The sequence below is a fragment of the Aliisedimentitalea scapharcae genome (genome assembly GCF_045277565.1).
Taxonomy (GTDB): Bacteria; Pseudomonadota; Alphaproteobacteria; order Rhodobacterales; family Rhodobacteraceae; genus Aliisedimentitalea; species Aliisedimentitalea scapharcae.
The window spans coordinates 1,166,777-1,189,477 of record NZ_CP123584.1 but is presented as its reverse complement, the minus strand read 5'-3'; the positions used below and the strand labels follow the sequence as shown (position 1 = coordinate 1,189,477).

At 59.3% G+C, this 22,701-nt stretch carries 17 protein-coding genes; 10 read left to right on the top strand and 7 right to left on the bottom strand.

Features of this window, described 5'->3' with window-relative positions:
- Positions 1-2: 2 nt before the first annotated feature.
- From QEZ52_RS05585 to QEZ52_RS05560, 6 genes are read left to right on the top strand one after another with little or no spacing between them, the layout of a single operon-like run.
- Positions 3-1,019, top strand: coding sequence for a glycosyltransferase family 2 protein (locus QEZ52_RS05585; RefSeq protein WP_406648521.1), 1,017 nt, complete (start codon positions 3-5; stop codon positions 1,017-1,019).
- Complete coding sequence (locus QEZ52_RS05580) at positions 1,016-5,605, top strand: MupA/Atu3671 family FMN-dependent luciferase-like monooxygenase (protein WP_406648520.1); 4,590 nt, start codon at positions 1,016-1,018, stop codon at positions 5,603-5,605. Before QEZ52_RS05585 ends, QEZ52_RS05580 begins: the two co-directional genes overlap by 4 nt.
- Before the next feature lie 8 nt (positions 5,606-5,613).
- A complete protein-coding gene (locus QEZ52_RS05575) occupies positions 5,614-6,291 on the top strand; it encodes a 4'-phosphopantetheinyl transferase (protein WP_406648518.1) in 678 nt (225 codons plus the stop codon).
- 1 nt (position 6,292) lies between these two features.
- Positions 6,293-7,231: a hypothetical protein gene (locus QEZ52_RS05570; protein WP_406648516.1), complete on the top strand. Its 939-nt coding sequence runs from the start codon at positions 6,293-6,295 to the stop codon at positions 7,229-7,231.
- Positions 7,228-8,928 (top strand): hypothetical protein, encoded by a 1,701-nt coding sequence (locus QEZ52_RS05565; protein ID WP_406648515.1) that lies wholly within the window; start codon positions 7,228-7,230, stop codon positions 8,926-8,928. The genes QEZ52_RS05570 and QEZ52_RS05565 overlap by 4 nt, the downstream gene beginning before the upstream one ends.
- On the top strand, positions 8,901-9,764 hold the full coding sequence (locus QEZ52_RS05560; protein WP_406648514.1) for a glycosyltransferase family 2 protein: 864 nt from the start codon (positions 8,901-8,903) through the stop codon (positions 9,762-9,764). The genes QEZ52_RS05565 and QEZ52_RS05560 overlap by 28 nt, the downstream gene beginning before the upstream one ends.
- A gap of 196 nt (positions 9,765-9,960) precedes the next feature.
- On the opposite strand, the gene QEZ52_RS05555 is transcribed toward QEZ52_RS05560, so the two are convergent.
- Positions 9,961-11,166, bottom strand: a complete 1,206-nt coding sequence (locus QEZ52_RS05555; RefSeq protein ID WP_406648513.1) for a glycosyltransferase family 4 protein — start codon at positions 11,164-11,166, stop codon at positions 9,961-9,963.
- Between the two features lie 236 nt (positions 11,167-11,402).
- Here QEZ52_RS05555 and QEZ52_RS05550 point away from each other — a divergent pair, with 236 nt between their 5' ends.
- Entirely contained in the window at positions 11,403-12,782 is a 1,380-nt protein-coding gene (locus QEZ52_RS05550; protein WP_406648512.1) for an oligosaccharide flippase family protein, read from the top strand.
- A 17-nt stretch (positions 12,783-12,799) separates the two neighbouring features.
- On the opposite strand, the gene QEZ52_RS05545 is transcribed toward QEZ52_RS05550, so the two are convergent.
- The 3 genes from QEZ52_RS05545 to QEZ52_RS05535 all read right to left on the bottom strand — a co-directional run bounded on the left by QEZ52_RS05545 (position 12,800) and on the right by QEZ52_RS05535 (position 16,018).
- Positions 12,800-14,065 (bottom strand): DUF874 domain-containing protein, encoded by a 1,266-nt coding sequence (locus tag QEZ52_RS05545; protein WP_406648511.1) that lies wholly within the window; start codon positions 14,063-14,065, stop codon positions 12,800-12,802.
- A gap of 128 nt (positions 14,066-14,193) precedes the next feature.
- On the bottom strand, positions 14,194-15,105 hold the full coding sequence (locus QEZ52_RS05540) for an exopolysaccharide biosynthesis protein (RefSeq protein ID WP_406648510.1): 912 nt from the start codon (positions 15,103-15,105) through the stop codon (positions 14,194-14,196).
- A 103-nt stretch (positions 15,106-15,208) separates the two neighbouring features.
- Positions 15,209-16,018: a sugar transferase gene (locus tag QEZ52_RS05535; protein ID WP_406648509.1), complete on the bottom strand. Its 810-nt coding sequence runs from the start codon at positions 16,016-16,018 to the stop codon at positions 15,209-15,211.
- Positions 16,019-16,632: 614 nt separating this feature from the next.
- On the opposite strand from QEZ52_RS05535, the gene QEZ52_RS05530 reads away from it, so the two are divergent.
- Positions 16,633-17,502 (top strand): 2-dehydro-3-deoxygalactonokinase, encoded by an 870-nt coding sequence (locus QEZ52_RS05530; protein WP_406648507.1) that lies wholly within the window; start codon positions 16,633-16,635, stop codon positions 17,500-17,502.
- A gap of 1 nt (position 17,503) precedes the next feature.
- Here QEZ52_RS05530 and QEZ52_RS05525 read toward each other — a convergent pair whose 3' ends face one another.
- On the bottom strand, positions 17,504-18,301 hold the full coding sequence (locus QEZ52_RS05525) for a TIGR03084 family metal-binding protein (RefSeq protein ID WP_406648506.1): 798 nt from the start codon (positions 18,299-18,301) through the stop codon (positions 17,504-17,506).
- Positions 18,302-18,402: 101 nt separating this feature from the next.
- Here QEZ52_RS05525 and QEZ52_RS05520 point away from each other — a divergent pair, with 101 nt between their 5' ends.
- On the top strand, positions 18,403-19,056 hold the full coding sequence (locus tag QEZ52_RS05520; RefSeq protein ID WP_406648505.1) for a TetR/AcrR family transcriptional regulator: 654 nt from the start codon (positions 18,403-18,405) through the stop codon (positions 19,054-19,056).
- On the top strand, positions 19,053-20,195 hold the full coding sequence (locus QEZ52_RS05515; protein ID WP_406648504.1) for an acyl-CoA dehydrogenase family protein: 1,143 nt from the start codon (positions 19,053-19,055) through the stop codon (positions 20,193-20,195). Before QEZ52_RS05520 ends, QEZ52_RS05515 begins: the two co-directional genes overlap by 4 nt.
- 24 nt (positions 20,196-20,219) lie before the next feature.
- Here QEZ52_RS05515 and QEZ52_RS05510 read toward each other — a convergent pair whose 3' ends face one another.
- Positions 20,220-21,431 (bottom strand): GNAT family N-acetyltransferase, encoded by a 1,212-nt coding sequence (locus QEZ52_RS05510; protein WP_406648503.1) that lies wholly within the window; start codon positions 21,429-21,431, stop codon positions 20,220-20,222.
- Positions 21,432-21,458: 27 nt separating this feature from the next.
- Positions 21,459-22,493 carry a hypothetical protein gene (locus QEZ52_RS05505; RefSeq protein ID WP_406648502.1) on the bottom strand — a complete coding sequence of 345 codons (1,035 nt, stop codon included), beginning with the start codon at positions 22,491-22,493 and terminating at the stop codon, positions 21,459-21,461.
- Positions 22,494-22,701: the final 208 nt, after the last annotated feature.

The following is a 22,701-nucleotide window of genomic DNA, read 5'->3' as shown; positions in this document are numbered from 1 at the left end:
GCATGAAAGAGCCGACAATCCAAATCATCATCCTGAATTTCCGCACTCCGGACATGACGCTCAGATGTATGGAGACCGCTCTGCGCGACATTCGTACGGTGCCGGGCGAAGTATTGGTGATCGACAATGATTCAGGCGATGGCAGCTATGAGCTGATCCGCGACACGGCACAGGAACACGGCTGGTTTGACGATGGACGGTTGCGGGTGATCGCATCGGACCACAACGGCGGCTTTGGGGCCGGGATGAACATCGGCTTTGCCACCCCGCTGTCGAATGGGGCAGATCCCGACTATTTCTACCTGTTGAACTCCGATGCTTTCCCGCAACCCGGTGCCATGCGGCTGTTGCGGGACTTCCTGATGGCCAATACCGGCGCTGGTATGGTCGGCTCCTATTTACAGGGCGTCGATGGGGAACCCCATTGCACTGCGTTTCGCTATCCCACAATTGCAGGAGAATTCGAAGGCGCGGCACGCACCGGGGTGTTTTCGCGCCTGTTGAAGAACGCTGTTGTGCCGATGGGCATCCCGACACAGGAAACCCGCGTCGATTGGACAGCAGGAGCCAGCCTGATGATCCGTCGCGAAGTGATCGAAGAGGTCGGCGGCTTTGATGAGACGTTTTTCCTGTATTACGAGGAAACCGATCTGTGCCACCGTGCCGCCCGTGCCGGGTGGTCCACGCATTACTTGCCAGCCAGCGAAGTGATCCATATCGGCTCGGCTTCGACTGGAATGAAGACTTGGGCACGTACGCCGCAATACTGGTTCGATTCGCGCTTGCATTATTTCACCAAGACCCACGGACGTCTTTATGCGACGTTTGCGACCCTCGCCCGGATCAGCGGCACCCTGATCTGGAAGACACGGTGCCTGATCCAATCCAAACCCCAGGCCGACCCTCCGGGGTTTCTGGTCGATTTGATCACCCATTCCATACGCGCGACAGCACGACGCCATCCCACCACCCGTCGTGAGCCTTCCCACTCCACCCTTGTTTCGGAGGACCCCAAATGACCGCTTTTTCCTGTGTCGTCATCGGAAATGAATCCCTGCTGATCGGCTGCAGCGATGCGCTGCTGGACAAGGGCCACAGGATACGCGCGGTGGTGTCTCAGGACGCAGACATCCGCAATTGGGCCAGCGGCAAGGGATTGCCGGTGTTGGACCAGATTTCGGACCTGGCTCAGGCGGGGCCATTTGACTGGTTGTTTTCAATCGCTAATCTCAGCCTGTTGCCCGACGACATCCTGGCGCTGCCGGCGCGGGGCGCTTTGAACTTTCACGACGGCCCTTTGCCACGGCGGGCGGGGTTGAATGCACCTGTCTGGGCGCTGATTGACGGCGATGACCGCTTTGGCATCACATGGCACATGCTGGAGCCGGGCATCGACACCGGCGACATCGTCGAACAGCGGATGTTCGACATTGCCGAAGGTGAAACCGCATTTTCACTCAATTCCAAATGCTACGCCGCCGGGCTTGACAGCTTTGGTGCTGTAATTGCGCAACTTGAATCCGGGGGGCTCGATCGCACGTCTCAGGATCTGAGCCAGCGCAGCTATCACGGTCGAAATGACCGCCCCCGTGCCGCTGGGCGGATTGATTTCACCGATCATACGACTGATATTCTGGCGTTGGTCAATGCGCTGGACACAGGACCTTATTGGAACCCGCTCACCTGTCCCAAGATCGAAATCGCGGGCGAGGTCGTTCTGGTATCTCAGGCCGCCCATGCGCTGGGACACGGCGCGCCTGGCAGCGTGATCGAAGGCACAGGCGACAGCCTAACCATTGCAACCGGCGATGGTGCTGTCCGTCTATCGGAATTGCGCGATGCCTTTGGTCAGAGTTTTGACCTGTCCGGAAAAACCCAGGTCGGGCAAGCCCTGCCCTCGCCCGATGCAGGACTGGCCGCTGCCTTGGAAGACGGGCTGACCCGCTGTTTGCCCGGTGAAACCCGCGCGCGCGCGGCCCTGCAACAGATGCGCCCGACCACAGCCCCCCTGACCCACGACACGGGAAAGACCGGAACGCTAGCTCGGGAACTGCTGTTGCCAGGTACGCTGGGCACGGGCCAGATCGCCGCGGCGACGCTCGCTTGGGCGTTGCGCAACGCAGGCGAAGACATCACCGACATCGCCCTTACCACGGACAAAATGCAACACCAGACCCGCCCGGGTTATGTCACGGGATGGCGCCCGCTTCAGGCCCGGCGCGATCAGCGGTTCACGGATCTGACGATCGCGCTCGACTCGGCTCTGTCAGCCGCATTGGATGACGGTGGCTGGCCCTGTGATCTGGTCGCGCGAGATCCAAATCTTGCCGGATTTTCCCAGCCCGCCATTGCCCTGTCTCTGGACTACGACGCCCCACTGCCCGGCAGCGTCCTGACCCTTGCGATCACCCGAGACACCGCCCGGCTGTATGCGGATGGCGCGCACATGGATCAAACGGCGCTGGCCCTGTTGGCCGCCCGGCTGGAGCTGCTGCTGAATGCGATCGCAGATGGCGTCGGCGACAAGACGTTGGCCGAACTGCCGATCCTTCCTGACACAGAACGCGCCCGTCTGTTGCGCGACTGGAATGCAACAGCATCCGAATTTGACGTCAACCTGACCATTCACGCCGCCTTTGAGGCTCAGGCTCAGCGCACACCTGATGCCACCGCGTTGTTTTTCGAGGGAGACGCCCTGACATATGCAGCTCTGAATGCGCGTGCAAACGCGACTGCCAAGCGGCTTCAGTCGATGGGCGTCAAACCCGGATCGCATGTTGGCCTTTACACACGGCGCTCCCCAGATCTGTTGATCGGCGCTTTGGCCATTCTCAAGGCTGGCGGTGCCTATGTTCCGCTGGACCCATCCTATCCGGCGGACCGGATCGCCCATTACATCACGGACAGCCGCGCACAGGTGATCGTGACGCAGGCCGATCTGGAGGACACGCTCCCGCCACATCAGGCCCAATGTCTGATCCTGGATGCCGCCCCGGCAGACGCCAGCGCAGACAATCTGGATGGCGGTGCCACAGGCGCGGATCTGGCCTATCTAATCTATACCTCCGGCTCGACCGGCACGCCAAAGGGCGTCATGGTTCGCCATTCCAATGTGTCGAACTTCTTTGCCGCGATGGACACGCGCATTCCCCATGCGATCGGTGACACCTGGCTCGCTGTCACCAGCCTCAGCTTTGACATTTCGGTGCTCGAACTGTTCTGGACTCTGGCGCGAGGGTTGCGCGTGGTGCTGTCCAGCGACGAAAGCCGCCTGACCCTGTCCAACGGTGCCCCCACTGTGTCAGACCGGCGGATGGACTTTAACCTGATGTATTGGGGCAATGACGACGGTCCCGGTCCCAAGAAATACGAACTGCTGCTGGAAGGTGCCAAATTTGCCGACGCCCATGGGTTCAATGCGGTCTGGACCCCGGAACGGCATTTTCACGCCTTTGGCGGCCCCTATCCGAACCCTTCGGTCACCGGGGCAGCCGTGGCCGCCGTCACCCAAAACCTGAGCGTCCGCGCAGGCTCTTGCGTTGCCCCGCTGCACCACCCGGCCCGCATTGCCGAAGAATGGGCCGTGATCGACAATCTGACCAATGGCCGCGCCGCTCTGGGCATTGCATCGGGCTGGCAGCCGGATGATTTTGTCCTGCGCCCCGAAAACACCCCTCCGCAGAACAAACCGGCGATGTTTGAAACCATCGACGTCCTGCGAAAATTGTGGCGGGGCGAAGCCGTGGATTTCCCACGGAAGGACGGCAGCATGCACACCGTCATCACCCAGCCGCGCCCGGTCTCCAAGGAATTGCCGCTGTGGGTCACCACCGCCGGCAACCCTGACACCTGGCGCGAGGCCGGGCAGATCGGTGCCAATGTGCTGACCCACCTGCTGGGTCAAAGCATTGACGAAGTCGCGGGCAAGATCCGCATCTATCACGAGGCGCTGCGCGAAGCCGGACACAACCCGGACGATTTCACCGTCACGCTGATGCTGCATACCTATCTGGCCGACACCCGCGAACAGGCGCGCGATGTGGCGCGCGAGCCGATGAAGGATTATCTGCGCGCCGCCGCCGGGCTGATCAAACAATACGCCTGGGCGTTTCCCGCGTTCAAAAAACCCAAGGGTGTGAACAACCCCTATGAAATGGACCTGGGCATTCTCAGCGACGCGGAACTCGAGGCCATTCTGGACTTCGCCTTTGAACGCTATTTCGAGGATTCCGGACTGTTTGGCACGATCGACGATGGTGTGCGCCGCGCGGAGGATCTCAAACGCATCGGGGTGGATGAAATTGCCTGTCTGATCGACTATGGCATCGCGCCGGATGTGGTTCTGGAAGGGCTGAGGCCATTGGCCGAAGTGCTGCGACTGGCCAACGCGCCAAGCGAATTGGCAATGGACGACCATTCCCTGGCGGCACAGATAAAGCGCCACACCGTAACCCATATGCAATGCACCCCGTCGATGGCCCGCATGATTGCTGCCGATGATCAGGCACGGGTTGCCTTGGGGCATCTGCAACACCTGCTGATCGGGGGCGAAGCCCTGTCCGGTGATCTGGTGGCCGAGCTGCACGCCTGTACCAACGCGCAGATTCATAATATGTACGGGCCGACCGAAACCACAATTTGGTCCACCACACAGACCTTGGGGGCGGCACCGCGCGGTATTGCGGACATCGGCAAACCCGTTGGCAACACGGCCGTCTATGTGCTGGACGAAACGGGCCATCCCGTGCCGACCGGAGCACCGGGCGAGCTGTATATCGGAGGCGCGGGCGTGACCGCCGGGTACTGGCAGCGTCCGGATCTGACCAAAGACCGATATGTCTCCGACCCCTTTGCCCAGGGATCGGCACGCATGTATCGCACCGGAGACCTGGTGCGCTGGCGGGTTGATGGGCGTCTGGCCTATCTTGGGCGCACGGACCACCAGGTCAAAATCCGCGGCCACCGGATCGAACTGGGCGAGATCGAAGCCGCCATGAGCCGTTTTGCAGGGGTGACCTCTGCCGTGGTGCTGGCGCGGCAGATGGCGGGCGGAGACGAACGTCTGGTGGGGTATGTAACGACCAACGCCCCGGTTTCCGAAAACGCGCTGCGGGCACATCTGTCGGCAACTCTGACGGATATCATGGTGCCTTCGACCATCGTGACGTTGGATGCCATGCCCTTGACGCCCAACAAGAAAATAGACCGAAAGGCGCTGCCTGAGCCGCAACCGATCCGCAAACCAACCGAGACCACAGTCAGCGCTCCGATCCAGGGCACTGCGGCAAGGATTGGTGGTATATGGGCCAAGATCCTGGGCCTGACGGATATTCGCGACGGCGACAATTTCTTTGATCTGGGGGGGCATTCGCTGCTCGCCGTACAGGCACATCGGGAAATTCGCGATGATCTGGGCGCGGTGAAACTGTCGATCACGGACATTTTCCGCTTTCCGGTGCTGGGTGCCCTGTCAGCACATGTGGACAAGCTGACCGGAGGCCCGGTAGAACCGGAAACGGCAGATCCGCAAAACACGATCGACAAGTCCCAGACCATGTCGAAGCGCCGCGCGATGCGGGCAGGACGGCGGACCAAGACCGGATGATCACAGACGTGACAGACAGAACCAAAGCGCGGCTGGACCTTGTCCGGCCGCTTTTCTCTGCCTCGCTTGGCGTGGCGGTGACCGACCCCCAGGCCCAGGCCCCCGCGCCAATGGCCGAGGAGATCGCGGGTCTGTCACCGCGCGCCATCGACAAACGCCGCCGTGAATTTGCCGCCGGGCGCCATGCAGTGCGCATCGCCATGGCCCAGATCGGCGTGCCTGCCGCCCCGGTGCGTGTCGGGTCTGATCGTGCGCCCATCTGGCCCGACGGAATTGTAGGCGGTCTGACCCATACGACCACATGTGCCATTGCTGTTGTGGGCCGGCGTGCGCCGGTTCACAGTATTGGCGTTGATGTCGAAGAGGACACACCGCTGAAGGAGAAACTGCTGTCAGAAATCTGCCTGCCTCGGGAACAGGTCTGGCTGGCGAGTCAGGCGGACCCGCTGCGTCTGGCCAAACTGATTTTTTCCGCCAAGGAGGCAGCCTATAAAGCGCAATATCCCTACAGCCGCACAGTGTTCGGCTTTTCCGGGATGGAAACCGAATGGGATTTGGCGCAGGGCCGTTTTACTGCACGGTTACAGCGCGATGTCGCCCCTTTTGCCACTGGGCATCGGATCAACGGGCGCTTTGCCATGGGACAGGGGATTCTGGTGACTGGCGTTGAAATGGAGGCCGTCTGACATGTTCCGTCTTGGAATAGTTCTGGTGTTGCTGGCGTTGGCTGGCGTGACCTGGTGGTGGTTCAGCGCAGGTCGCAAACCCTCCCCCGCCCAAATCGAACAGGCCTATACCGCGCTGCCTGCCCCAAAGGGGCCTATGGCGGTTTATCATCTGGGTCACTCGTTGGTGGGGCGCGACATGCCCGCCATGCTGGCACAACTGGCGGGCGCGGACCACGCCTATGGCAGCCAATTGGGATGGGGCACCTCGCTGCGCGAACATTGGGAACCCGAATTGCCGATCAACGGGTTCGAAACGGAGAATGCGCACCCCCGTTTTCGCCCTGCACGCGACGCGATTGCTTCTGGCGACTATGACGCCGTGGTGCTGACTGAGATGGTCGAAATCCGTGACGCCATCAAATACCACAGCAGCGGCAAATACTTCTCCCTGTGGGCTGACCTGGCCCGTCTCTCCAACCCCAATACACGGGTTTACCTCTATGAAACCTGGCACCGTCTGGACGACCCTCAGGGGTGGCTTAACCGGTTGGACGACGACCTGAATCGCCATTGGGAGGATCAGATCCTGCTGGTCGATCTGCCCCAGGCCGGGAACCGCCCGGCCCGTTTGATCCCCGCCGGGCAGGTCATGGCCCGTTTTGCCCGGATCGTGACAGAACAGGGAGGCATCGGCGACCTGAGTGGTCCCGAGGATCTGTTCGCGCGCAATGACGATGGCACGCTTGATACCATTCACCTGAACGACAAGGGGGCATATCTGGTCGCCTTGACCCATTACGCCGTGCTTTACCACCGGTCGCCCGTTGGTCTGCCACATCAATTGTCCCGCGCTGATGGCACCCGTGCCGATGCGCCCTCGGCCGAGGCTGCCGCGCTGATGCAACAGGTTGTCTGGGACGTTGTCACCTCGCTGCCCAAGACCGGGGTGGCCCGATGAAATCTCTCACCCGCCTGATAATCGCCATCAGCCTGATGCTGGCGACTGTTGCAACAGCACAAACACCCCAAACCGACCGCGGTCAAATGGCCGTCAATCTGGCTGGCGTCACCGATTGGGGCACCCAGCAACCGTTTATCGACGTGTTCAAGACCGCGCGTTCGTGGATCGGGCATCTGCCGCGGCAATGGGGCGGTGCCTCTCATGAAGACCTGAAAGCGGCTGATTATCTGGATTCCAATGGCTGGCCGGTTGCAATCCCGCCCGAACTGGGTTCGATCGGAACCGTCATCCTGACTGGACTACCCCCCGAAGCCAGCTCTGCCGCCGGGCGCTATCGGTTGCGGTTCGATGGCAATGGCATCGTCGAAGTCGGAGGGCGCGCCAGCAAAGTGCGCTATGGCAAGAACGAAGTAACATTCGACTTTACCCCCGGTCCGGGATCCGTCGACATCCGCATTCAACGCACTGATCGCGCCCGCAAGGGCGATTACGTGCGCAACATTACCGTTGTCAAACTGGACAACATCGCCGCCTACGAGGCCGGAGAAATATTCAACCCTCTCTGGCTCAAGCGCCTTGAGGGATTTGCGCTGTTGCGGTTCATGGATTGGATGCACACCAATAATTCCACCCAGCGCCATTGGAAAGATCGCCCGCGCCCGGATGATTACACCTGGGCTCACATCGGTGTGCCTGCCGAAATTATCGTGGCCCTGGCCAATCAGGTGGATACGGATCTGTGGATCACCATGCCTCATCTGGCCGATGACGAATATGCCAGAAACTGGGCCGAAATCATAAAACCCACCTTGTCAAACGGTCGGCGCGTTTATCTGGAGTATTCGAACGAAGTCTGGAACTGGCAGTTTCAACAGGCCATTTGGGCTGATGAACAGGCCCGGGCCCGATGGAACACACCGGATGCCTGGTTACAGTATTACGCCGCCCGTGCCATCGAAATTGCGGCCATCTGGACCGAGGTTTTTGGCCCCGAAGCATCCGACAGTCTGGTTCGTGTCCTGTCCAGCCAAACCGGATGGATGGGGCTCGAAGAGCAGGTGCTGGAAGCCCCTCTGTGGCGCGCCGAAGATCCAGGTCGCCCGCGCCCGGCCGATCTGTTCGACGCCTACGCGATGACAGGATATTTTGGGTACATGCTCGGCACCCAGGAACATTATGAATTGGTCAAAGGGTGGATTGCCGACAGTCTCGCACAGGCACAAAAGCAGGCTCAGGATCAGGGGTTGAGCGCGCAGGAACAACAGGAGTATGTCGCGGCGCATCGTTTTGATGCGGCTGTATCACTGGCTTGGGACGACTTGCTTGATGGCTCTTCCAGCGGTGATCTACGCACGTCCCTGGCTGAGTTGTTGAACACGACCCTTCCGTATCAGGCTGACGTGGCAGAAAAAAACGGTATGCAGCTTGTTCTGTACGAAGCGGGGTCGCATGTGGTCGGTGTCGGGCCAATGGTCGATGACCCCGAATTGACCGCGTTTTTCATCCATCTGAATTACAGCCCCGAGATGGGGCTCTTGTACGAAGAACTTCTGGCGGGCTGGGCGACCCTGTCTGACGGTGTATTCACCGCATTCAATGATGTGATGGCCCCAACAAAATGGGGCAGTTGGGGGGCCTTGCGTCATCTCGATGACACCACGGCGCGATGGGATGCGCTGGAGGCGGCCAAGTGAATCTGAGTGTGCTGATCCCGGCCCATAACGAAGCTTCTTATATCGGTCCCTGCCTCAGCGCGCTTTTGGCGTCAGAGCCATTTTGCAGTGAGACGACCTGCGAGGTACTGGTCCTCGCCAACGGCTGTACCGATGCGACGGTCCAAACAGCACAGACCTTTCAGGATCAGGCCAGAGCACGAGGATGGACCTTGCGGGTGCTGGACCTCGAGCAGGGGGGGAAACTCAATGCGCTGAACTGTGGGGACCGGGCAGCAACGGGGCAGATACGTGTGTACCTGGATGCGGATGTGACCGTAGACCCGGACCTCCTGCCCCAGCTGGCCACGGCGCTCGATACCAAGGTGCCATGTTACGCCAGCGGACATCCCCGAGTTTCGCTAGCGAAAAGCTGGGTGACGCGCACCTATGCGCGGTTTTGGCAAAAGCTGCCGTTCCTGAATGAACCCGCCCCCGGGTTCGGGGTGTTTGCGATGAATGCAGCGGGGCGCGCGCGGTGGACACAATGGCCGGATATCATATCCGACGACACCTTTGCCCGGCTGCAGTTCACGCCGTCCGAACGGATCGGCGTACCCGCCGGCTACGACTGGCCCATGGTCGAAGGGTTTGCCCGGCTGACCCGGGTACGACGCCGTCAGAACAAGGGGGTCGAAGAGATCGCAGAACGCTACCCGATGCTGATCCCGAACCAGACGCCTGCCCCTGCCACAACGGGTCAGATCGCGCCACTGGCGCTGGGTGATCCCCTGGGGTTCATCATTTACGCACTGGTGGCAGTGGCCGTGAAAACCCCCTTGTTTGCCTCACAAACCCGATGGGTTCGCGGGCGATGACCTGACGTCCATCGTCGGACCCGGGCGGGTCCGGCACGGAACTGACGTCTGGTCTGCGCCCGCACCGGAGGCTTTGCCGCCGGTGCCCTGCCCAACGGGAGGCGGCGCATCTTTGATGCGTCACCGACGGGCGGGAGCTCTACGTGCCCAGTTTTGCACCGTGCGTATAGCAAGTCACCTGTGGGCCCTGACCGTCTCAGGGTCCGGACTGGCGAAACAGACCGGCCAGCTTTGCCGCTTGGGTATCCACGTCATGGCGCTGCATCACCCGGGCATATCCAGCCCGTCCCATGGTGCTTAACCGGGTGATGCCCGTGTCAGCCACCCGTACGATTGCCGCAGCCAGCGCCGTACAATCACCTGCGGGGACCAACCATCCGGTTTCGCCATCGCGCACCAACTCAGGCGTCCCCGCCACATAGGTGGCAATGACCGGGCGTTGTGCAGCCATTGCCTCCATCACCACCATCGGCAACCCCTCGGCAAAGCTGGGCATCACCAGAGCATGGCAGCCTTGTAGACGTGCGGTTACCTCGGCCTCCGACACCCAGCCGGTCAGCGTGATTCGATCAGTCAGCCCATGTCGGTCTATTGCCGTTTCCAGTTCAGCGCGCATTTCACCGTCACCAACCAGGGTCAGATGCACGTTGGGATGGCTGTCGCGCACCCGCGCCATGGCCTCGACCAGGACCATTTGCCCTTTTTGCTCCACAAACCGGCCGATTGACACCAATTGCACCGGCCCCTCGGGCATCGCGACCGGCTCCACGAACTTGGTCGGCTCAATCCCACAATGCACCACATGCAGCCGCTCCCAGGTGGTGAAACCTGCCCAACGGCTCAACTGGCTGCGTCCAAACTGGCTGACCCCGACTGCAAACGCCGCATGATCCAGTTTGGCTCCCAAAGACAATGCCCTGGGGGCATCAAATTCTTCGGGTCCATGGGTCGTAAAGCTGAACGGCGGCCCGCCCAAGGTCCGGCACAACAGGGCCACGGCGGCGGCATTGGTGCCAAAATGCGCATGACAATGTGCTATTCCAGCCCTTTGGCACTGCCGTAGAACCCAGGCCGCTTCGGCCAGATAGATCACGTGCCGCAACACCCCCACATGCGAAACCCGCCCCATCCGCCAGGTCAATACCAGCGCCGAAATCCCCCGGACAGGGCCGCGCAACAGAACGCCCAGCAACGCCATCAGCAATCCCACCGACCCGGCATCCAGCACATATTGGGTCCGGTCTGCCTCGGCCTGGTCCTGCGGATCCACCAACCCAACGGACGCACGGCGCATTGCCAAGCGGTCGATCACAAACCCCTGACGCTCCAGCGCCTGAATTTCGCGCCGGATAAAACTGTGTGAAGGTTGCGGATAGGTATTGAGGATATAGCCAAGTTTCAAAAGCGTACACCAGATCAAAGGGTTCTGCGCAGACTAACCCGACGCCAGCCTGCAGTCCAAGATTAACACACAGACGCCCGGTTCGAACGCAGCAGACAGCGCCAATCAGCGCCTCTGGCGGAATTTGTTTCAGATTATTTGCTAGTCGAACTCGAATTTCCCGGTTTTCGGGCTGTACCAAAGCCCCAAGGCGCGTAAGATTCGTGCCAGACCAAGGCCGGGCAGAAAAGGCAAACATGAACCGAGTGACCACAGCATTCAAAGGTGGCAGCCTGATGGCCCGCGTCCTGCGCAGCGCGTCGTGGTTGATGATCGGATATGGCGGCAGCCAGGCCCTGCGGCTGGCGGCCAACCTGGTTCTTGCACGGCTGCTGTTCCCCGAAGCCTTTGGTCTGATGGCTCTGGTCAACGTCGTGATACTGGGTTTGACCCTGTTTTCCGATACCGGAATCAATGCCGCGATCGCCCAAAGCGATCGGGGTGACGATCCCGATTTCCTGAACACCGCCTTCAGCATTCAGGTGGTGCGTGGGTTGATCCTATGGGCCACAACCGCCTTGCTCGCCTGGCCTGTGTCACAGTTTTACAACGAGCCGGATCTGTTGGTGTACCTGCCGATTGCCGGCGTTGGCCTTGCAATCAACGGGTTCATGCCGACGCGGGTCGAAACCGCCCACCGTCACCTTCTGGTGGGTCGTGTCACGGCGTTGGATCTGATCAGCCAGGCGCTCGGCATTCTGTCGATGGTGGTTTTGGCGGTGATCACGCAATCGGTGATCGCGCTGGTGTTGGGTGGCGTGTTCCAGGCCTTTGTGACGCTGGCTCTCACCCAAGCCTTTTTGCCGGGCATGAAGAACCGTTTCCGTTGGGAGGCCAAGGCCGTGCACGAACAGCTGCATTTTGGCAAATGGATCTTCCTGTCGACAGCCTGCTGGTTCTTTACCAGCCAGGGCGACCGGCTGTTCTTGGGTAAATTTGTGACGCTCGAAGTGTTGGGTCTGTACAATATCGGGTTTTTTCTTGCCAGTTTTCCCATGCTGCTGGGCTATGCCATCAACCAACGGCTGCTGATCCCGGTGTACCGCGAAAAACCGGCGACCGAATCCCGCGACAACTGGCGCAATCAACGATGGCTTAGGTTTGGCCTGAGCGGTGCCATCCTGTCGTTGCTGCTTGTCGTTGCCTTTGCGGGCCCGTGGTTGGTCGATCTTCTGTATGACGAACGATACATGTTGTCCGGCCCTATGGTCAGCCTGATTGCCATTGCCATGATCCCGGCCGTCATTGGGCTGACCTATGATCCGGCGGCCCTGGCCGCTGGTGACAGTCGCGGGTTCTTTGTTTTCACCGCCAGCCGGGCAATCATTCAGACCATCCTGTTCTTGCTGGGGCTCAGCTGGTTCGGGGTTCTGGGAGGGATCGCCGCATTGGGGGTGTCGATGCTCCTAGCCTATCCAGTGCTGATCTGGCTGGCCACAAAACACAAGGTCTGGGATCCGGTGCATGACCTGTTATGTCTGGTTCTCGCTGGCGGGATCGCGGGATTGATCCTGTCGTACCACGCCGGAATGATCCCCGACATGGTCCAGGCCCTGGGGCAAAAAGTCAGTCACTAGACGTCCGAAACAACGGGTCAGGCAGGTCCACGTGGTCTGCGTCCGAACAGCCGGGACAAAAGTCCCCGCGACCCGGTGCCCTTGTTGATCACCGGTATGGTCACCACGGGTTTCAAACCGGTTTTCTGTTCCATCCGATGGGCAGTCCGCAACACCGGATCACGAAATTCCAGAAGGACGGCCAAACCCAGCCCGGCCAGAATACTTGCCATCATCCCGGCCAACGCCAACATCTTGCGGCTGCCTGTGAACGGGTACTCCGGCAGATTTGCCGGTTCTAGAACCATCAGACGTTCGGATTGCCTGGCGGTTTCCAGCCGGAACCCGATTTCGGCCTCTGTCCGGCGGCTGCGCATCGCGCCCAGCTGATCCCGCAGCTGTTCGGCCTGGCGTTCGAAGGACTCCAATTGGCTTTGCACCTGAGGAGACGTCTGCAGCACCTTCTCCAGCGCCTCCTTGCGATCACGCATCAAATCGCGTTGCTCAGCCAATGTGGCCAGACGTTCTTCGTATTCCGCCAACAACCGCTTGGCTGTGGCAGGGCGCTCTGTCTTGGTTGCCATATCGGCAGCGCGCTGGATTTCGATCACTTCACGGGCGATATCCAACAAGCCTTCGTTCAGGGTTTGCACTTCGCCGGCCCGCAATTCGACATTTGTCGAAGAGGACGCATTGTTGGCCTTGCGAAATTCAGAGATTTCCTCCTCGAGCGCGGCAAGTTCCTGAAACAATGCCCCTTCCTGTCGGGCAACAAAGGTCAGAGTTGCCTTGGCCTGGTCGATCCGGGCCTGTTGGCTCAGTTCGATGGTGCGTTGAGCGAATTCATGGGCAATCTGTTGGGCCTGAAGCGCCGTCGGCATTTCGGCGGACACCGTCAGAATGGAAATCGTGCCATCATCCGAATATCCTTCCCGCGCCGCAGCAACCCCTTCGATCCGCACCGAGCTGCGCAGAAGAAAGGCCAGATGGTTGGGTCTTTGGTCCCCGACATCCTTGAACAGCCCGTATTTCTCGATAACGTCGAGCACATTGCTGCGTGCCATCAGCCGCTGTTCAATCAACTGCAACCGGCGCGCAGACGATCCATCGACCGTTGATTTTGCCAATTCATCAGCAATCTGGGGCTGGGCGATCTGAATCACTTCGGCCGAACGGTACATGTGTTGCTGGCTCAGCGCGACAAACAGCGCCGCTACGGTTCCGACAATCGACACGACAGCAATCAGCACCGCGCGACGACGGAGCATATCATAGACATCATGAATAGACTGAAACGGACCCATACTGCTCTTTCCTACATCCCGGATGCACAACATGCCCCAGGTACGTCTTGGGTTTCACCACAGCATCCCGGCAAAACTATGACATATGCAAGGAGAACATGGGAAAGAGATCGTGCCCAATCAACCCGTCAACGTCCCCGATTGAGCAGGACACCCAGCAATTGTGTCTGGTTGTCCAGCACTCTCTCGCACGCTTCCAGATCAGCCGCAGTGGTTGTCTGACCATCCGCAACCAGCAAAACACCGTCCACCTGCGGCAGAAACGCCATCAGATCGTCGTGCTCCAACAAGGGGGGCAAATCGTACAGGACGACATCGGCCTTTAGCGCGTCGCGCATATGGTCCAGCGTTTCGGCTGTCTGCGGATCATGCAGAATTTCCGCAGCATTTCGATCCGCTGCGCCAGCAATACCGACGGCCAGTGTTTCACTGCACCGCACCAGATGATGCTGCAACGGCACCTCGCCCATCAAGAAACCGGGCATGTCCCCCAACGCCTGAATATCCAGGGCGTCACCGATACCGGGATCGCGCTGGTTCAGATCCATCAGAACAGTCCGAATTTCACGAACACGCGACAGGCTGAGTGCCAGATTGGTCGCAGCAAATGTGGTCCCGCATCCGCTGGTTGGCGACACCACGGCGACCCGGCTCCAGCCGCGTTCCTTGAGCGTTTTCAACAACCTGGTACGCAGCAGATCAAACTGTTTTGCAGCGGGATCCTCCCGGAAAAAGCTGATCAGCGATGACCGGCGCAAAATATGGCGACGCACCCCCAAAGGCACCTGCCGCAACAGCTCCCAAGGTTCCGGAGTCGGGGCAGGCAACTGGATCCTGAATTCAGGTTCCTCGTCTACAACAGGGCTAAGGTTGGCCTGGGGGTCCCGAATATCCTTGCTCACCCGCGCGTCCGGCATGGGACGGGGGCGGTTCTTGCGTCGAAACCGTTTGAAACCTTGTTCTGTCATGGCCTCCGTGTCTTCCAGATGGGCTGCCTCAGCAAAATAGTCTTCCAGATCGCTAGATTCGAAATCTCTCATCGCCAGCATCCTTTGCATATTCTAGCATGGCCAGCCCCCAGGCGCACACAAACCATTGTTTGAACGGGAATTGATCCGCTCTTCTTTCTCAATATCCGGTTTCTCAATATCCGGTCCCCCGGAGCACAACGCTGACTGTCTTGCACAATAGCTTTATGTCCAACGACAGCGACAGATCTCGGTGGTATTGCGCGTCGGTTTCGAACCGATGGGCAAAACAGCTCTCATTTCGGGCCGACACCTGCCAGATTCCGGTGATTCCGGGTTCAAGATCATAATAATAGGCATGGTTGCCATACAACGGCAGCTGTTCCGGCAGCATGGGGCGTGGCCCAACCAGGCTCATTTCACCGCGCACAACATTCCACAATTGTGGCAATTCATCCAAAGATGTCCGGCGCAGCAAACCGCCAATTCGGGTGATCCGCGGGTCAGTTTTCAGCTTTTGGGTCGTTTCCCATTCACGGCGCAATTCCGGATCCTTGGCCAGCAAGTCTGCCAGTTTGGCATCAGCGTCCCGTACCATGGTCCGCAATTTGAAGATCTTGAACCGTTTCCCATCGCGCCCCAACCGGTCCTGTCGATAGAAGGGCTGCCCCCCTTCGATCCACAACGCCAGCGCACACAATCCGGTGACCAACAACACTGCTGGCAGCGCCAGAAGGATGAGCACCAGGTCCAACATGCGTTTGCCATGCTGGGCATAGATCCCGTGGTTGCCGATTGTCGATCCCGGCTCGGGCTCACCCGGATTGTACAGGGGGACAGAACCATTGATATTGGCTGCTTCCAACGACAACTCCCGCCTATGCAAGGGCAGGAACATGGTCAGCGATGCACTGATCCGGCGCGCGCCATCGCGTTTCAACCCGGCAGCCCACACAACAGCATTCGTGCGAATCAAACTACTCATGACGCTCCCCAAGCAGCAGCCGGTTACCCGACTGGAGAGATGCCTTTCGGCACGACAAGAAAACCAAAATGCCCCCAGAGTGCAAAAGCGGACTGGAAACGCGACATTCGAACTTTTGGGCCAATTCCCGAACGACACCCCCATGTGTCCGAAATTTTGATCCCTGCGCATTTGAGCCGGGTTTCCGCCCCAAAATTGCCTAAGTTGAATTTATCAGTCCCCGGAGCATTTATAAGAAATTGCACAGAAACAGTTTGTTTCCAGTGGGAATATCCTTGTTTTCTTCCCTTTATACGAGATGGTTAACGAAACATTCAAAGATTTATACACGTATTGTTCCTGTATTTTAAACGAACCCGACACAGAATCAGCTGTCACCGATGCTGAGTCGCGTCTGCCACAGAGCTGGAAGGCAGGCAGAAAATGGACACAATCCGCGTGAAATTGTGGGACATCCCTCACACCAACACCCGTGAATTTTGGCAAAGTCGTCAAAATTGGGCACCCCGGAGCAAGGAACAGCACCGGTCAACGGGCGGAATCACGCAATTGCCCTCGCACCGGGCGAGCCATAGAACGGGGCACGGGAAAGCTCTGCCAAAAGGGAAACTCACATGAGCCAAGACACATTTCGGGCCGATTGGATTGCCGCCTCCTTTGATGGGTGCCAGCTCAGAGCCTGGCCCATGCAGGGTGGCGATCCATTGCAAATGTTGTCCTGCCCGTCGGGGCCTGCCGGTGTGGTCGCAGATCTGGTATCGCTGACCTCCAGCTGGCTGACGCCAGCCCCCCTGCCAGTCGTCCTGAGCGGCGATACCGAAATTCGGCCTATCCAGGTGCCATGCAAACCTTTGGATCTGCGACCCCGAACCGATACGGATCGGCACACACGGATTGTTTTACATGCGCTCCCGGGGCTGAGCCAAAGCGCGCCCTGCGCGATCATGCACAATGCAGCGATCCGCGTCGCCGGTTTCCTGTCGCTCAACACGGATTGGGATGGGGTGATCTGCCTTCCCGGTGCACAGACCCACTGGGCCCAGATCAGCGCCGGAGAAGTTGTCAGCTTTCAAAGTTTCCTAACTCTGTCGACGCTTGGTGCGATGGCTGAACTGCCCGGGCTGGAAGCGGCGTTTTCTGACGCTGACTGGGATCGTGACACCCTGGCCGACGCCGTATCGGATGCAATGTCCAAGCCCGAGCGGCTGGCCGCGCGGATGGCCGAAGTTCAGGCGGACATGGCCCTGAATGCTCCTGCGCCGGCGCACTCACATGCCCGGTTGATGGGGCTTCTGATCGGGGCCGAGCTGGCCGCCGCGCGGCCCTATTGGCTGGGCCAGAATCTGGCCGTCATCGGCGATGACACCCAAAGCGCGCCTTATGCCGCCGCATTAGGCCAACAGGGGGTGGCCGCGACCATTGCAGATGCCCAACGCATGACATTGGCCGGGTTGACCGCTGCGTGGCGCCGTTTGGGCACCTGAGTCATCCGGCCTTGTGGCGCGCGCCCTTGGCCGGAGGGGTGACCGGAGGGCCGGCAAAACACTGTGCAACTGACATCCAGTGTTCAGCGACTGCGCCCGTGGTCCGCAATTCGGTGTCCTGAATACTGCGCACTTGGGTGACCACCTGGGCAAACGCCACAGCAGATCCGACAACCGCATTGTCCGACTGCGGGGTATTCCATTCCCACACCGCGCCCGATGGCCCGGTCAGGCGCACATATGGAACGGGATCGGGCACCGGCTCCTTGCGGTTGATAAAGGTCCAGCCAAAGGTCGATACACCCAGATGACAGATATTTCGGATCCGGTCCTGTTCGGAGCGATCCAGCCCCAACACGTCAAAGACTTCCTGTCCGTGCGACCAGGTTTCCATCTGGCGCGCCGTGATCGAGCTGAGCGCGCTCATGTCCGGCCCCACCCATTTCACCCGCTCTTTGGGATTTACCTTGGCGAATGCATCCGCGCAGCTTTCCGCTCCGGCCATCCAGGCGTCAAACAGATCACGCCCGTCCAGACCACCCAGCCAGGGAAACTGACATTCCAGAATCGTCTTGCCCGCCTGCATGTCCCGAACAATCGGCGCGATGAAGACATCAAATGCTTTGGCACCGGACAACGATGTTTCGGCCGCGACATTGAACAGATGCAAATGACCCAGGACATCCTCGATGGTCCACCCTTTGAACAGGGTCGGCTGGCGCAGGTCATCCGCAGACAGAGGGTTCAGAATCGCCGCCAGGGCCCGGCTTTCGGCACGGAAATCTTCGGCTTGTTGCATTTGCGTCTCCTGGTTTGACGGTGGTCGTTCCGCTGCGTCTGAGTGATTGAACAGACTGATCGTTCTGTTTTATATCTGATTCAAAGAATAGGCGTACGCAAATGAAAACCCGAGCCGAACCCAACGTCACACGCACCGCCAATCCCGACCGCACTGCGCGCACGCGCGGGCGGATCTTTTCGGCTGTGGTGCAATGCCTGGACGAAGTCGGGTATTCCGAAACCTCGATCAATCGCGTGCAATCCCAGGCGCAGGTGTCGCGCGGGGCATTGACGCATCATTTCCCATCAAAGGAAGAGATGATGGCGCAGACCCTTGAGCGCCTGTTGGCTCCGGTGCGTGGACCTGAGACTGAGACTGGAGACCTTGGGCTGATCCACCACCAAGGCCCGGATCAGGACATTTCCGACGACCTGCTCCGTCTTTGGTCCGAAGTCATCAACACCCGCCCGGGGCGTGCGCTGATGGAGATCCTGGTCGCGTCGCGCACCGATGATGCTCTACGTCAGCGGATCACCCCGGCGTTGCAGGCCTATAACACCGACTTCAACCGCAACATCGCCCACCTGTACAAGGCGGCGACGGGCGAGGCCGAAGACCTGACGCTGTTGTGGTCGATCTGCCGCAGTTTCATGCGCGGGCTGCATACACATGCCCCATACGAAGCCGACCCGACCGTGATCAACAAGATGGTGCACCGCTTTGCCCGGATCATGGCACCGCATTTGCTGGCCAAACAAAAGGAAACCGGATGACCTCGCCCTTTGACACACCGGAACGCTCGGCCTTTCGCGACACCATGCAAAGCTTTGTCGCGCAGGAGATTACCCCCCATTGCGATACCTGGGACGAAGCAGGCGCGGTCCCCTGGGCGCTCCATCAAAAGGCGGGCGCGTTGGGGATCTGGGGGTTCGGCATAGACGAAAAACATGGGGGACTGGGGTTCGATGATTGTTTCATGCGCGCAACCTACAGCGAAGAGTTGGCCCGCTGTGGGGCCGGCGGGGTCGCCGCGGCAATCAACGGGCGGATGATCTCGATCGAGCCCATTGCCCGGCTGGCCAATTCCGATATCCAGGACCGGGTTCTGCCCGACATTATCGCAGGCCGCAAAGGATCCAGCCTGGGCGTGACCGAACCGGGCGGGGGGTCGGATGTGGCCAATCTGACGACACGGGCGCACCGCGACGGCAACCATTGGGTTCTGAACGGCTCCAAGACCTTTATCACTGGTGGCATGACGTCGGATTACTTTGTCGTTGCCGCGCGCACCGGGGGCGACGGTTTGACCGGTATTTCGCTGTTCTTTGTCGAATCGGACACGATCGGGTTCTCGCGCAGCGCCCTGCCCCGCAAGATGGGTTGGTGGTGTTCGGATCAGGCGACGCTGTTCTTTGACGACATGCGGGTGCCCGCCACCAATATGATGGGCGCAGAAAACAACGGGTTTCTAGCCATCATGGAAAATTTCAATCTGGAGCGGGTTGGGTTGATCGCCGGAATGTTGGGGATGATGAAAACCTGTCTCGAAGACAGCATTGCCTGGGCGCAGGAGCGCGAAACCTTTGGCAAGCCCCTGATCCGACATCAGGTCATCCGCCACAAGATCGCCGAGATCTCGGCCCGCATCGACGCGGTCGAAGCCTGGCTGAACATGATCTGCTGGAAGGTGAACACGGGGCCCATGCCCGTGGCCGAAATCTGCAAAGCCAAATTCTTCACCTCCAAGGCCTGCGAATTCTGCGCCTCCGAGGCGATGCAGATCCTGGGTGGTGCTGGTTATTTGCGGGGCAACCGGATCGAACGGATCTATCGCGAAGTAAAAGTCATGGCCATTGGCGGCGGCTCCGAAGAGATCATGCGTGATCTGGCCGTCCGCCAGATGGGATTGTGACGCTCATGTCAGTCGGCCAACGTGTCACCTGCCCCGTTTCTGGGCGACTTCGGCCAGTTGCCGACTGATCTCCAGGCCGCGTTCGATCTTGTCATTTTCCAGATAGGCAACCACACGTTCCAGCCCCATCGGCACACAGGCCGGGTCCAAAGTGTCCGTCACCTGCGCAACATCCCGGCGGCGAACAGACAAGAAATGCACCGGCACATCCTGGGCGGCAAAGCGATGTTTGTACGGCTCGTTCCCATGGCCAAAATCATAGACTTTGATCCCGTTTTCGATGGCCCACCTGATATTCTCGGAATGCAGCAGAAGTCCGACAAAATTGTCTTCGAGCGTGACATCCCGCCCTGTGACCAACACGTGCATCCGTTTGCGCGCCGGGTCCAGAACATTGCCCAATGTCGCGATCGGACGGTCGCCCTTCCACAGCACCGGCATACGCAAGGTCCCCATCCGATAGGCAGTTCCCAAACCATGCAGATAGTTGCGCGATGTCACAAATGCAGCCTCTCGTCCTTTTGACGGTTCCCACTGCTGCATCCACAACCGCAACAATATGCGGATCGCCTCTTTCAACTCTCCGCCCTCGGGCCAGGTGACACGCATTTCGCCCGTCTCCAGCCCCCTTTTGGTGGCCAATCGGATTTGCCGTCGTGTGTTTCTTTTTAACATCGCCAGAAACAGATTATGTGTCGGCGGCAGATCAATTCGCGGGCACAGCAAGTTATCAATCTGGCCTTGGTTGATCTTGTATTCTCGCCACCGGGTGCTGAATGCGGCTCTGGGGAACGCCGCCATGAACGTGCTGGCACGGTCCTGGGATTCCACGTAACGGATCGACAGTTCAGACCAGGGCATTGTCTGAACATGCTGCGCCATTTCCCGCAGCGCCAGATCCTGCCATTCGGGGTCGCACAAAAATCCCGTGTATTCCGATCCGACCAGCTTGCCTCCGGCCTCTATCTCGGTTTGCAAGCGGGCGCGGGTCTGGCTCCAATGCACCCGCAGCTTGAGCGGCAGAACCGCGACCAGCCGCCCGGCGTGATACACGGCGATAACGCGCCACCTGCCCGGGTTTGCCGCAAACGCGGCCGCCATCCAGCGCCAGGACAAAAAGATCGTCGCCTCTGGATCGCGCCGCTCCAGAAGCTGCCAATCCTCGCGAATACGTTTCATCCGATCCAAAGTATCAAAGCTGAACACACGCAAGCTGTCGTCGCTTGCGCCTGTCATTAGGGTTTTTGCCGCTGCATTCATGGTTCAGGCCGACTTCAACGAAGAGCCGTCGCGCAGGATCTCTTTGAACGCGCGCGCTGCTCCTTCAAAATTGCGGGACAAGGGGGCTGTGAGCGGAGATTGCGCTGCAAAATACTGCCCAACTTTGCAAATTTGCACGGCAAACTCGGGATGGACCCCCGCATCATCATATTTTCGCACTCGCTCCTTGGAGAGCCAGCCACGTTTTTTGGCTTCCTTAACGATCAGCTTGAACCGCTGCACCGCGTGAAGTGTCAGGTAAACCGACATATATTCCAGATAGTCCGAGATTTCATGGCCGCATTCATGATCATAGGCATCAATCATGATGTCGACCATAACGTCCGGCGCAATTGGCCAGGCTTCGTCCCCAATCAGCCAGGCAAAGTCTTCGGCACCATGACGCAAACCGGAATACTCAAAATCGAACCAGCGTAGCCGTTCATCCTGACCAATTGCGGCATTGCCGGACCGGCAATCCCATTTGACGAACTGTTTGCCAGGGTAGGCAATCGCATTTCCCACTGCGGCGCGATCATAATCGCCCGAAATCCCCTGGGAATAGGGTTGCAATGCATCCACAGCATCCACGAGATTGCTGATCCATTCGGCATTATTGCCCAGATGCGGCATCATTTTGTGCAGATCAGTCTTGCGCGCCGCCGCGTGGATCCGAAAGATCCCGGCCACCGCCTCTGCCGCCAGGTCCTTCTGGCTCCCGGCCGGGCAACGCACGATTTCCTGATTCAAGCGGCGCCGACCCACATCGGATTGGAACAAGATTTCCCCGACGACTCCCAACACGCGGGGCAAATCCGAACTGTATGTGTTCAAACTGTTCAGAACATGCGCTTCCAGGTGGGTTCTGCGAAAATTTGGGCGCAGCGTCGCAATCACGTCCCGGTCGTCAAAATGCAATCGAAACGAAGATCTCCCCTCGCCACCAGGTGCTGTTACGCGTTCGACTTCCTTGCCAAAATGCTCTTCGGCACATTCCACAATGCGCGCAATGCGTTTGCTGTTGGAACTCTCGGACACGGCATACCCTTTCACACAATTGATCTCTAATGACCGCGCAGACGATCAGGCGCAGCACCCCTTACCCAGCAATGAGTATATCGGAATTGAGACATTTTTCGGGATCGAATTGGACAGATCTGCGGCCCTCGTCGAATCGCTCGGCTTTTACGTTAGGTCAAGAAATTCGGCCCCATTGATGTCAGCCCCGAACCAATATCCCCGATTT